Raw genomic sequence first — 13,269 nt, forward strand, 5'->3', positions numbered from 1 at the left:
GTTATCAGATTATAAGTCTGAGTCAATTAAGGACTTGGCAAGTAAATAGTCTTATCAGCAATTGTTTCGTAAGGGGTTGGGTCGCAACTGAGCACAATCACCTGAAGGCCACGCTTTACCGCCTGGGTCATCATCCTGAGCACTGTCTCGATGCGATCTGGATCAGTATTGGTAAAAGCATCATCAAACAGAATTGGCAAACAGTCGCCATGTCCTCCTTTGAGGGCATCTGCGATCGAAAGACGAAGAGCCCCATTGAGCTGTTCCTTCATGCCGCCACTTAAATCTCGAAATTGTACGTTTTGACCGTCACGTCGAAGGCCTAATTCTCGAAAACCATCATGAGGGTCGAAACTAAGGTGACAACGATCATTTTCGTTACCAAGCAAGGGCTCTAAGTAAGAACAAATTGCCTGACTAAGTGGAGTCGTATATCGATTTGATAGTTCAGCTTGAGCTTGTTGAAATGATTTTAAGAGTCTTTGCTGTGCATGAGCAAGCATCAATTGTTCACGCTCCTCCAGCTTGGCCTGATTAAAGTTTACGCGGGCTTCCTCAAGAGCAGCATAAGGTTCAAGGCTTCCAAGCCCTTCACAGCGTTCACGCAGAGCTCCTCGTTGTCCGCTAAGCAGCTGTAAATGTTCCTGCAAACGTTTTTCTTGGGCATCCAGCTCTGCAAGAGCTGACTTGATGGCTTGTAGAGTTTGTTTTCCGAGCTGTTGTTCCAAATCAGAAACCTTCTGTCCCAAATGAGTCAGTGATTGATTAAGTTTAAGTAGTTTTTCCTCAATCTCTGGTTCAGGACCATGTTCAGCCAAAAGAGATTTCATATGTTGTTTTCGTTCGATTTGTTTTGCACTTAACACCTCAATCGAAAGTGTAAGCTTCTGTAAGTTCTTGTCTTGCTCATACTCTTCTCTATGCAGCTGCTGAAGTCGCAACTTGATCACCTTAATTGACTCACTAATGGTTCTGTAGCTCTGACGATATCGCTTAAGCTCAACGCGGATGGTATCGAGATCAAGAAGTTGATTCAAGCTTCCATCATTGGAGAATAAACTATCATCTAGCTTTGAAAGTTCTGATTCTGAGGTCATCTCTTGTTCAAGTTCTTCCTGACGATTTTGCAGTTGTTTTCTCTGTAGAGATAGACTTATATTTCCATCATGTCCATCTTGACATCCATTGAGTTGTTCGTTGACAAGATTCAATTGCTGACTCAACTGATTCCTGTGATTAATCTTTTGTTCGGCTTCCTCCAAAGATTTCACTTGCCAAGCCTTCAGGGTCTCCGTGTACTTCAGAAGATTCCTCTCATGGTCACGTTTTAGTTCTTCAATTCCCGTACCTTGGCCAGGATTAATATGAAAGCACACTCCATCACCAACATTCACGGTGAAGCTTGATGTAAGGCGTTTCTTCTGACCCTCCTTCAGGGGAAAACCATCGACAATTACAGGCTGATCTGCACGTTCTAGATTGAATTCAGATGCCATCGTTTCAATGCGAATAGCACATGCTTTGACTTGGTCATAACAATCACGAAGACGCTGCAACTTAGCCACACCAAGATCAGGCAGTGCATCGAGTTGAATTTGCAGTGTTTGGGATTGTTTGCGCAAGCGTTGTTGCTCGTTGTGCTGTCGTTGGAGGGATTCGCGTTGAAGCTTGAGCTGTGTGAGTTCTTCTAACCGTCTCATTTGCAGACCCCTTAATTCCCAGTCCGATCGTTGTTGATCCAGATCATTGAGCTTTTGCTGTGTGGTCTCAATCTGCTTTTTGGTCTCACTAAGGCTGTGCTTAAGCAGAGTCTGCTGCTCACTGCCATCCTCAAGATTCTTCTGGCAGAGGAGAAATTCATTGTGGATTTGATTATTAGCATGAAGGACGCTTTGCAGTTGTTTCTTTCGCAGTTGAAGAGGTTCGAGCTGCTGTCGATAAAGGAGCAGAGCAGCTTCGTCCTGGCGGGTCTGCTCCTGTTGCGTTTGCAACTCGAAACGTCGCTTCTTGAGGGCAGGTTTGCGGTCTGACGTGAGCAAATCAAGCTCATGTTCAAGTTGATCCAACTCTGCACTGGTGGATTCAAAGCTGTCCCGTTGCAGTTCTGCAGTTTTAAGAGCATCTTCCGCTCTCTCTCGTTGTTGCTGACATTGCCAAAGAAGTGAGTTACGACGAACCCCTCGACTCGTGAAAGTGGCTTCCACAAGAGCCTCCAGCTCCGTACTCACCTTTTGATCAAGAGATGATTGCAAAGACACTTCTGCCCGTTGCTCCAATTGCTGCATCAACCCATTGAGGTCGTAATGCTGGGGTCCTTGATCTAAAAGATTCTGGCCAGCGAGTCCCTGTAACACCCAGAGATGAGCCCATCGACTCGGAAGGACTCGCGCTGCCTGACGACTGCCAACGATCTCATCAACTCCGAGAAGTTTTGCTAGGAGCTCTTCTGCCGCAGAACCGCTGAGTGGAACTTCTTGCCCGGTTCCATCAAGCCTTACGCTGCCACTCTGACCACTAAAGCGTTTGCTCAACGACCAGATCGCACCTTTGGCTTCAAAAGAAAGTTCAATGAGGGGGTGACCTGGAAAAAGATTAGAGCGCAACGCTTCTACTAGCGATCCGCTAGCAGTAGCCTTGAGAAATAAGCCTCGATGCATCGCCTCCACAAGTGAGCTTTTCCCGCTTTCATTGGCTCCAGAAATCAACGTCAATCCGGGCGAAAAGTCGAGATCCAAGAACCGATGACGGCGAATATTTTCAAGATGGCAGTGCAATAAGCGCATAGGGCGGTCAGTTATTTAAGGATGACTCACTGCAAAGCCGATGGAGTTCACAAAGAGCTAACTCGATCAGCTCGGCTTCGCTCTGCTGTTCAGTTGTAAGAGATTTTGTAAGTTCAAGGTTTTCAAGTTCTCCCTGTAGTTGTAAGGCAATAGAACTAATCAAATGATCTTCACTGCGATCAGTCATGGCCAGAAGTTCTTCCTGACCTGGACGTCGATGGCAGGTTCCTTTGATGCGTACATGCAGCAATTGCGTCCTTAGCACCTCGATTAAGGCATCAAAGCGTTGATACTCACGAAGGCTCAGTTGTCCATTAATTTCAAGCCTCAATAGATCACGGCCTACTCGACTTCCAATGCGCTGCTGGAGAGTCCGCTCCAGTCGATCAAGATCGCTTGTGGTTCTGAGCTGTACCCGAAGATTGTGCCAGTGCAACCCAGCCGTTGATACAGACTTCGGTATGGGACATGTCCCTCGATCAATATCAAAAACTAAAACCTGCCCACGCTGGTCCTGGTCTCCCTGATCAAAGCGATCCGGTTCAGGGGTTCCGCAATACCAAGCACGATCTCCTACTTGTTTGAGATTGTGCCAGTCGCCAAGAGCGATGTAATCAACCTGCCCATGTTGGATCATGTCAAGATCAATGCGGTTGATCCGCTCCGACTGACCAGCACTGTCTTGGTTGTAATCAGTGCTCTCGAATCCGTGCACAGCTCCATGTGCAAGAACAATTCGAGGACAATCTTCAGCTAGATCCTGCCAATCCAGCTGACTGATCCAAGCTGAGGGGTCTTCGCTATCGCGCTGACGTAGCAGAGGGCAAGGCAAAACAAGCGCTTGATCAAGCAAAACCGGCTCCGGTTTAAGAAGCAACTGCATCAAAGGTGCTCGTTCCTTCAACTGCCTTTGAACATCCTGGCGCTGCCAAACACCTCCAGCTCCACCATGGTCATGATTGCCCGGGATCACCAGGACTGGACGATTCATAGAACCAATCACTTCCAAGACCTCCATCACCACAGCTGATGGGACGGTGCTGGAATCGAACAGATCGCCTGCCACCAGCACGGCATCTACGTTGTGCTCTTCGGCAACAGCAGCGATCCGTGAAACAGACAAGATCCGCTGCTGTTGCAGGCGAAAGCGCTTATGAGGATCTGTGATATTCCTAAAGGGCTTGCCGATTTGCCAGTCAGCGGTATGGAGAAATCGGGGCAAAGCTGCAACACACTCCGGGTCCCCATGCTGCCGTGAGTCTGCTATTTCTGAAGCCCCCTCAGGGGAGATCAACTTGGCAAAGCGGCCCTATAGATGTGTTAAGCACTGACCTCAAAGGTCTTCTGAGCTGGGGCCAGTCAGACTTGGTCATAATTCCCCGCAGAGCTAGTCAGATTTAAAGCATTTCAGCTGCGCAGCATGGGTCTGTCACCCTTAGTGTTCGAAGTGAAATCATTAACGCCTCGGGAACGCTTTGTCCTCCGTCTGGTGTGTGACGGGTTCACCAACCGGGAGATTGGTCACCAGATGTTCATTGCAGAAACAACTGCTCGAGGACATGTCAACTCGATCCTTCGCAAATTAGGTGTCCGTAATCGTGCGGCAGCAGCTGCTGAGGGTATACGACGTCAATGGGTTTCCTAATCAAATCTTGTGTTCAAGAATCTTTATTGAAATCCTCACTGCGTTCAGATTGGTTCAAGCGAACTAATTCTAAAGCCCAGAAGTGATCTACAGAGACAAGTGCGCGATAGCAAGTCCTGTAGATCACCACAGTCCTCGGTCGCAAAAGTTCTATAGAGGAAAGCAAAGTTCTTCTTATGTTGTCTCCAGTTGAGTGGCAAGGTACCTTGCCTTGTCAGATTAGTTGAGCAAGAAATAACAACTCTTTAGAAACATTCGCAATAGAGGCTACTCCTGATGAATAGAGCTACCATATTAAAGATTTTATCCTGTGCTCGAGACAAGATTCTTATCTATAGACAAGGATTGCAATGTTAAGTTACCGAAACCGATACCGAGAAAGAGCTTCAAGAATATGCGGATAAAAAAGGTGGTCCATATGGTTACCTAACCAACCTAACAAGACCCAATAATATAGGCATTCATAGGTTCTCCATACCTTGATCGGCAGGAATAATAAAACTCGATCAACTATAGATTGCTTACCAAGTGATTGCCACAAAGCCAGTCTCTGTGATCAATGCCAACCCGCAAACTTAGCCCATTAACTTAATAAATTCACTACGATTAGCATCAATCTCTGGATCTTGAACAAAGCTTGCCTCTCCAACTCAAAACAAAACCATCATTTCAAGCATGATGCACTAAGAAACCATGCTCTACCATAAAGAATTCAAGCCGTCCAGAACAAACGTGATGCCTGGAGCAAATCATCGAGTCTTTGAGTCAAGGCGAGAGCTTCGGAGATCCACCGCCTACTTTTCCGCACACTGATCTCTGGCAAAAGCCTCTAAAGACATCATCGTTGCTAATAAAGACACAAGTAAGCAGTCTTGGCCAAATCCCCACTCATGACCAGCAATGCACTAATGAGTATTGCTGGTCATTTTTGTGCTCAAGGAAATATATCAAGTATTGATGTACTGGGGTCTGGTAACGTCAATGATACTTTTCTAGTGGCCTTGAGTGGTATTGAACCTCAAAACTTTGTTCTTCAACGTATCAACACCAATGTGTTTGATCGACCTGATCTCGTGATGAAAAACATGCTCAACCTTGTTGAGCATGTGGAAAGAAAATTAGCCTCACGTCCATCAGAGCTAATCAGCAGGAGATGGGAGATCCCAAGAGTTCTACCAGTCCGTGGCTTAGATGAACATTGGATTGAACAAGATGGACAGTTCTGGCGTTCCATCACCTACATCAACTCCGCTACAACTGTTGAGGTACTCCGCGACTATAAACACGCTAAAGAAATCGGATATGCACTTGGCATGTTTCATTATCTCATCAGTGATCTCCCCAACGATGGATTAGCAGACACGCTTGAGAATTTTCACGTTACTCCTGCATACTTACAACAGTTCGACATCGCCCAAACCATAGGATGCAGTGGTAGCGTTACAAATTTGAAGCGAGACTCACGCCTTAGCTCGGCGATGGATTTCATAGAGACCCGTCGCGCTGGCGTCGATGTACTAGAAGCCGCTCTTTGTCGTGGTGAATTAAAGAAGCGTCCCATTCATGGTGATCCGAAGATCAACAATGTCATGATCGACAACATCACAAGCCAGGCGGTGGGGTTGATTGACCTCGATACCGTCAAGCCTGGCCTGGTTCACTATGACATTGGTGATTGCCTTCGTTCCTGTTGTAATCCAGCAGGAGAGGAAGCTAGCGATATCAGCCAGGTTCACTTTGATCTCTCAGTATGTGAAGCAATTCTTGATGGATACCTATCTGTAGCAAGAGGCTTCTTGAGTGAAAGGGATTATCACTACATCCCCGAGTGCATCAAATTGATCCCATTTGAACTTGGTTTGCGCTTCCTTACTGATCACCTCAATGGCAACATCTACTTCAAAACGAAACATCCAAACCAAAACCTTGATCGCGCGGAGGTGCAGTTCCGCCTCATGGAAAGTATTGAAGCTCATTGGACCTCTATTGTTGGCATGGTAGAGCGCCTGAGGAGCCAAAGCTAAAGATGGCTCGCCATGCTGTCATGACACGCCAAGTATGCACTCTGGTTCCCTATGAACCAAGGCAGAAACCAAGCTTACTAGTTAGTGCTGAGTTTGTATGGCATGAAGAAGGGATTCTTGAGCTCAGTTATGGGCTTCGAAGTCGAGGAGAAGCTGGGCTCAACGATATTCAAATACCAGCCACTGCAATTTCACCACAGCGATGTGATGAGCTTTGGTCAAACACGTGCTTCGAGGCATTCCTAGCACATCCTGGGCAAGAGAACTACTGGGAACTCAATGTTGCCCCTAGTGGTAATTGGAATCTTTACTCCCTTGAGAACTACCGCAACGGACTCAAACCAGAGCTCGGCGTACTCCTCCCAAACATCAGCATCCATGCTGGACCAAAAGATTTTCGCTGTGATGTACTTCTCAATTTACAGCCCTGGTTGCCAGGTATTTCCTGCCCAGAGTTCTCTCTCGCTGCGGTCATGAAACATGCCGATGCAAGTTATAGCTATTGGGCCATTCGCCATACAGGCCAAGGTCCAGACTTTCATGACCGCCGAAGTTTCATTCAACCCTAAATCGTTCACTCCTCCTGGGGACAATGCAGCAGCTCAAAAGCAAAAGCATTCCAATGCTCTAGATCAATCAGACTTATCATTCTCAGAACTTCATTGAAACATTGAAGTTTCATGTCTAATAGATTCCGAAAGAATCAAGCAGCCTTCGGTTTCTTGATCATCATAACTTTAGCCATTTTGATTACAGCGCTCGACATGAGTAAAAAACAGCTTTTAATGCGCGAAGACTCTTTAGTCCATCAATGTCTGCGAATGGCTGATCTCAGCGCCTGCACATCCATCGATATGGAACAAATCCATCCCAATACGCGTGAACTGATATGGCGGATGATCAAGAAACTGCAGAAGAGCTGGTCGTGAGACAGACAGGAAAAGTTCGCTTCGCTACAAAATAAATACCATCTACTCTGATCACCATATTTAATAACATCGTTATCATCCAGCTTGCCGCCATCCTTGCCGCTTGCTGATATGAAAAAGATGAGGCAATTGTTGAATGGGGTGGACTGCTGATTGCTGTCGTAACTTTGGTTATCGGCTTGGTGCAGGGCTGAGCACTAGACAAAAACAGTAGTTAGCTTCTAGGCGGAAAGAACTCCTACCCCGCCTTTTTTCTTGCTTGAAAAAGGAATTGTGGTTGGTCTGAACGCAAAGGATGGTGCGACGAATTCAATTCAGCTCGTAGCAGCGTTGAAGGCCATCCCCTAGAAGCGAGGCAACAAGCACCATCTTCTGCATAGGGTGCAAACCATGACCAAAGCCCCCTCGTCAACAGTCCAAAGCCGCCGAATCCTGCTCACAGGAGCAAGTTCTGGAATCGGCTATCAAGCTGCAGTTCGAATGCATCGTGCCGGGCATCAGCTAATTCTGCCTTGTCGAGATCGTTCTACAGCCACGGCAACGCTTAAAAAGCTCTCAGAAGAGACAGCTCAACATCAGCAAGAGAGAAGCCCAGTTTCAGCTCCAGTCATGGACTTAGCTGATTTGGAAAGCATCAAACATTGTGCTGATGAGCTATTGAGAATCGGCCAACCAATCGATACCTTGATCCTAAATGCTGGCCTTCAATACACTGGTGCAGCAAAAGCGCAGCTCTCATCTCAGGGCTACGAACTCACCATCGCAGTGAATCATCTTGGTCATCAGGCCTTGAGCATCCGCCTATTACCGCTGTTAGATGAAGGGAGGAGCCCACGTGTAGTGGTAACAGCTTCCGAGGTGCATGACTCCAATTCTCCTGGCGGACGCTTTGGCAAGCCTTCTGGCTTAGGTGATTTGACGGGTCTCAAAACCGGAGCCGGCTTTGAGATGATTGATGGCAGTTCAAACTTTAATGCAGACAAGGCCTACAAGGACAGCAAGCTTTGCAACGTACTGTTCGCTCGGGAATTGGCAAGACGACTGAGTTTGCGTTCCACACAGATACCAGTGCTGGCATGGGCACCAGGGCTAGTGATACCTCGCAGCTCAGGAGGCTTCTTTCGATACAGTCGGCGCTACAACGAATGGGGTCAGCGGGTCTTTTCACTAGTGGTGCGAGATCTGTTGCGCATTAGCGAATCAACAGAGAATGCGGGGTCTCTACTGTCGAGACTTGCGACAGATCAATCGTTAAGCACATCTCCATTTAGCTATCGAAGCAATCGGCTTGACGGTCCAGGGAAGCACCGTTTTGAAGAAGCAAATGTAAGTAAGGAAGCACAGGACAACAATCTGGCCAAGTCGCTCTGGGAAGTGAGCGCCGAGCTGATAGGACTACCTACTGAGCTACCACCTGCCTCAGTATCACAATGCTAAGCTTTGTTCAAGAGGACCTAATTAACTGTATATATAGGCCCTGAATTATCAAAAAGCAGAAGCAACAACATGCAGCATGTATCTCAAATCCATAGTCAAAGATTGACAAGTCTTGATCCTAAAACTATTGCGATTTCTGCTAAGCCAGCAATAACACTACTATAATGCCAAAACTCCCCCCTGAACATAAGTTTTGGGACCTGTCAGATTATGCACGTCCAGGAGCAATATGGCTGGTAAAACAACTGCTACCTACATCGATAGGCGCTATCACATTGACATGGCTATTTACCGCAGTAGGCCTAGTCAGTGTGGTGCTAATTTTTAATCGTTATGCACTTACACTTGCAGGCTCACTACTGATCTTAAAAAGCTTGCTTGATGCGGCAGATGGTGAAATGGCTCGCGCAAGAAATCGACCATCACATACTGGTAGATACTTGGACTCAATAAATGATTTAATTCTGAACGGGCTTGTGTTGTTTTCGATTGGCATCCCGCTGATGATACCTGTTTGGAAAATTACGCTGACCTGGATCTCATTTCAACTACAAGGGACCATATTTAATTATTTTTATGTGATTAAAAGGCATCAGGCATCCGGGGATAAAACAAGCCGTATATCCGAAGTGACATCTCCAGTTCCTTACCCTCAAGAGAACCCAAGAGTCTTATTTATGCTTCATAAGCTATATCTAATTTTTTACGGGTGGCAGGACTGGATTATCGACACAATGTTCAAGGGCAATCAAATAACCAACTCAAGATCTCGCCCAATCCCAAACTGGATTATGAGCTTAATCTCAATCTTTGGATTGGGATTCCAACTACTGATTATAGCGATACTTCTCTGCACCAATAACCTAGAGCTAACCTTCCCTATCTTTTTGGTCGTCTACAACATCATCGCGGCACTGGTTGTATTTAGTGTTTTAATATTAGGGTCAAAAAAGTTACAGAAAAGGGCCGAAAGGCTCTAGCTGCAAATTTATAGTCAATCTTCATTGAAGGAGAGATATTAACTATAATCCACTAGTTCAAGATCAACCCAATAACATTTTCTGCAAAGAGCAGGTTTCCTAAATTGATTGATTTACAGAATTCAAGAACTACTTACAAAAGACATCTCATTGTCAACAGGTGATCAAGCCAAATAACCTTATGTCGCTAGAGGTTATAGCGATACTCCATGTGCGGGGATTAAAACTATTGAGTTTTTATAGCCTAATTCATAATATGTTAGCCATTGATCATCCTCCTGACCATTCTGCATTGATCAAAGTGGTTATCTTGGGCTACTTGCTGGAAACTTCCTTAAATAGGTAGACACAGGAATTGGCTTGTTTTGGTTATAACCAACAGGCAGCCATAAATCCCCAGCATCAATGTCAAAGTGAATTTCCCAATGATAAAGCCCAGTGAATGCGCGCGGATCTTCCTTCAATAAGGCTGTGTATTCGAGCACGGCCCTTCCGTAATGGTCGCTATTGTTATATCCCCACAACCCTTTACGGATATCTTGTAGCCCGCCGCGGCGTACTAGATAGCGCGCGGCTGCCTGAATCGCGTCATGGGGGTCACGGATGTCACCTTCTCCAATACCATTCTCTTGCCAAGTTGTTGGCAAAAACTGCATCGGTCCTTGAGCATTAGCTACAGAGAGACCATCGATGCGGCCCATTCCTGTCTCAACAAGGTTCACTGCCGCCAAAACTTCCCAATCGATACCAGTTGAACTTTCTGCTTTGCGGTAATAGCTCAATAACTTCTCTGCAGGCTCGGGCGGAATGATTCTCCAGGCCGGCATTAAGCGAGGTCTAAAGGATCTCCTGTGCATCGCAAGAAACTCACGCCTTGCGGCTAAATGCCGTTCAGCCACATGACGCCAACGGCTCGGCAAGTGAGCCAGCACCTTATTAGAAGTGGGTAGATCCTTAGACAACACCCGGTAGATGAGCTGTTGTTGATGGCCAAGGCTTGGTAGATCTTCTTCAGGTGTTGATGGTTGAAGCAACGCTTCTTCTACCTCTTGAAGAAGATCCGCAAGCTTGATCGGATCATCTGGAACGATGGGGTAATGACGCCCATCAGCCATACGTGGCCGATCGGCATCGCTTGGCAGAATCGAATCTTTTGATGCCGATTGGCGTTCCGCCACAAAAACATTCGTGGTACTTAGTGACTTCAAAGCCAAGCTACCCATGAGGCTTAGAACCCCAGCGCTGAAAAGCATTAGAGCGAGGTGGCGTTTCCCCATGACAACCAACTCAAAGGTAAAGATGACGCTACCGGAACTAACCAACAAAGGCTCGATGGCACTGATCAGCCCGCCGCCGCTTACGCTGCCGTCCATTACATGAAACCCTCGCGTGGCCAAGGAATCCACTCACCGAGCTGATGAGCTCAAAGAACTTGGCTGGTCCAGCGAGGACGTAGCCCGCTATGCGGAGCTATGGGACTACCGGCAGCGTTGGGGTGCAATGAACTTGGAACGAGAGGACCGCCAGTTCCTAAGAAAGGCTGAAGCCGCACTGCCAGCAATCGTCACTGGCAAGGCTGCAGCCAAAAAAGCCACTGAGGACAAGTCTTATTACCGCAGGCTCCGCTTCTATCTCCAGGCCATGAATGAAGCAGAGTTAGCTCTCGCACTTGAAGAGAACGCTCGTGGCGCATGGCCTATCCTGCTGGAAGAAGAATTGCGCGCTCTCGACTATTACGAACCTGTTCTCGGCCTACCAGACACCCTCAAGGCCAAGAAGTTCGATGCTGTACGTGAATCGATTGCAAACCGTGCATCAAAGCTTGCTGATCAGCAGGGCCTTGTGGTGAGTTTTGATTTCCAGGCCCCCCTCAACGCTCTCAAAGCTCAAGAGCCGACAAAATGGCGCCAATTAAGAGAAGAAGACACTTCAGCTGATCAGAGCTATCCCATACTCAATGCGTCTGTGGTCGAAGGATTCCGCCAGGAAGTGAGGGCCGAATTGGTGCCCTTGATTCGCGAAACACTGCCATCCTTAGCAAAGACAGATAAAGCTGCTCCACCGGACGACTGGAACCGCGCCTGAGACTAAGTTGCTAGAAAGAAGGGACCTTCCTGTTTACGTGTAGTTGACTTCACATCGCTTCGAAACCCTCCAGCTTCATGCCGGCCAGGTAGCTGATCCTGTCACGAACTCACGGGCTGTACCCATTTATCAAACCAGTTCTTATGTCTTTAATGACGCTGAACATGGTGCCAACCTGTTTGGTCTTAAAGAATTCGGCAACATTTACACCCGTCTGATGAACCCCACGACGGATGTGTTTGAAAAGCGTGTTGCGGCTCTTGAGGGAGGGATTGCTGCTGTAGCGACAGCTTCCGGACAATCCGCCCAGTTCCTGGCAATTACAAACTGCATGCAGGCTGGTGACAATCTTGTCTCAACATCCTTCTTATATGGAGGAACCTACAATCAATTCAAGGTGCAGTTTCCCCGCCTTGGCATTGATGTGAAGTTTGCAGATGGTGATGATGTTGATAGCTTTGCCACACAAATCGATGCCAACACAAAAGCAATTTATGTGGAGTCGATGGGGAACCCTCGCTTCAATATCCCTGACTTTAAAGGCCTTTCAGGCTTAGCAAAAGACATGGGAATCCCATTAATTGTTGACAACACCCTTGGAGCAGCTGGTGCTTTGCTTCGGCCCATAGAGCATGGCGCGGATGTGGTGGTGGAAAGTGCCACCAAATGGATTGGAGGCCATGGCACCAGCCTTGGTGGAGTGCTTGTGGATGCTGGCACCTTTAACTGGGGCAATGGCAAATTCCCACTGATGAGTGAGCCAAGCGCGGCATATCACGGTCTGGTGCACTGGGATGCTTTCGGGTTCGGCAGCGACATCTGCTCCATGCTCGGCGTCCCAAGCAATCGCAATGTGGCCTTTGCACTGCGAGCTCGAGTTGAGGGACTGCGTGACTGGGGAGCAGCTCTTAGTCCATTCAACTCGTTCCTACTTTTGCAAGGGCTCGAAACACTCAGTTTGCGAGTGGAGCGCCATGCATCCAATGCCATGGCTCTTGCTACATGGCTGCAGGATCATCCCAAAGTTGCCAGTGTCAATTATCCCGGCCTGAAAAATGACCCATACCACGCACAAGCCAAAACATACCTAACGAATCGAGGCATGGGATGCATGCTGATGTTCTCCCTTAAAGGAGGCTTTGATGATGCCGTGAGCTTCATCAATGGTCTTGAATTAGCTAGCCATCTCGCCAATGTTGGTGATGCCAAGACCTTGGTGATTCATCCTGCATCCACCACGCATCAACAACTTTCTGCTCAAGAGCAGGAATCTGCAGGAGTCACTCCCACAATGGTTAGGGTATCTGTTGGCCTTGAACACATCGAAGACATCAAGGCTGATTTTGAACAGGCCCTAGCGGCCATCAGTTGAGACTGGAGGCATCG

At 47.4% G+C, this 13,269-nt stretch carries 11 protein-coding genes; 8 read left to right on the forward strand and 3 right to left on the reverse strand.

Annotated features, from left to right (window positions below):
• Window positions 1–26: 26 nt before the first annotated feature.
• On the reverse strand, window positions 27–2,783 hold the full coding sequence (locus tag AKG35_RS04530) for an AAA family ATPase (RefSeq protein ID WP_011130243.1): 2,757 nt from the start codon (window positions 2,781–2,783) through the stop codon (window positions 27–29).
• 7 nt (window positions 2,784–2,790) lie between these two features.
• On the reverse strand, window positions 2,791–4,005 hold the full coding sequence (locus AKG35_RS04535) for a metallophosphoesterase family protein (protein WP_011130244.1): 1,215 nt from the start codon (window positions 4,003–4,005) through the stop codon (window positions 2,791–2,793).
• Between the two features lie 198 nt (window positions 4,006–4,203).
• Here AKG35_RS04535 and AKG35_RS04540 point away from each other — a divergent pair, with 198 nt between their 5' ends.
• The 6 genes from AKG35_RS04540 (at window position 4,204) to AKG35_RS04565 (ending at window position 9,798) form a co-directional block, all read left to right on the forward strand.
• Window positions 4,204–4,428, forward strand: a complete 225-nt coding sequence (locus AKG35_RS04540) for a helix-turn-helix domain-containing protein (protein WP_011130245.1) — start codon at window positions 4,204–4,206, stop codon at window positions 4,426–4,428.
• Window positions 4,429–5,318: 890 nt separating this feature from the next.
• Entirely contained in the window at window positions 5,319–6,452 is a 1,134-nt protein-coding gene (locus AKG35_RS04545; protein ID WP_011130246.1) for a phosphotransferase enzyme family protein, read from the forward strand.
• Window positions 6,453–6,454: 2 nt separating this feature from the next.
• Window positions 6,455–7,021 (forward strand): DOMON-like domain-containing protein, encoded by a 567-nt coding sequence (locus AKG35_RS04550; protein ID WP_011130247.1) that lies wholly within the window; start codon window positions 6,455–6,457, stop codon window positions 7,019–7,021.
• Window positions 7,022–7,216: 195 nt separating this feature from the next.
• Window positions 7,217–7,381 (forward strand): hypothetical protein, encoded by a 165-nt coding sequence (locus AKG35_RS04555; RefSeq protein WP_157859814.1) that lies wholly within the window; start codon window positions 7,217–7,219, stop codon window positions 7,379–7,381.
• Between the two features lie 390 nt (window positions 7,382–7,771).
• The gene (locus tag AKG35_RS04560) at window positions 7,772–8,818 is read left to right on the forward strand and encodes an SDR family NAD(P)-dependent oxidoreductase (protein WP_041384369.1); all 1,047 of its coding nucleotides are present in this window, start codon (window positions 7,772–7,774) and stop codon (window positions 8,816–8,818) included.
• A gap of 164 nt (window positions 8,819–8,982) precedes the next feature.
• Window positions 8,983–9,798, forward strand: coding sequence for a CDP-alcohol phosphatidyltransferase family protein (locus tag AKG35_RS04565; RefSeq protein ID WP_011130250.1), 816 nt, complete (start codon window positions 8,983–8,985; stop codon window positions 9,796–9,798).
• 305 nt (window positions 9,799–10,103) lie between these two features.
• Here AKG35_RS04565 and AKG35_RS04570 read toward each other — a convergent pair whose 3' ends face one another.
• Window positions 10,104–11,171: a transglycosylase SLT domain-containing protein gene (locus AKG35_RS04570; protein ID WP_011130251.1), complete on the reverse strand. Its 1,068-nt coding sequence runs from the start codon at window positions 11,169–11,171 to the stop codon at window positions 10,104–10,106.
• Between the two features lie 16 nt (window positions 11,172–11,187).
• Here AKG35_RS04570 and AKG35_RS04575 point away from each other — a divergent pair, with 16 nt between their 5' ends.
• Window positions 11,188–11,883: a hypothetical protein gene (locus tag AKG35_RS04575; protein WP_011130252.1), complete on the forward strand. Its 696-nt coding sequence runs from the start codon at window positions 11,188–11,190 to the stop codon at window positions 11,881–11,883.
• Between the two features lie 43 nt (window positions 11,884–11,926).
• Entirely contained in the window at window positions 11,927–13,255 is a 1,329-nt protein-coding gene (locus AKG35_RS04580; RefSeq protein ID WP_011130253.1) for an O-acetylhomoserine aminocarboxypropyltransferase/cysteine synthase family protein, read from the forward strand.
• Window positions 13,256–13,269: the final 14 nt, after the last annotated feature.

The organism is Prochlorococcus marinus str. MIT 9313 (assembly GCF_000011485.1).
Classification (GTDB): Bacteria; Cyanobacteriota; Cyanobacteriia; order PCC-6307; family Cyanobiaceae; genus Prochlorococcus; species Prochlorococcus marinus_D.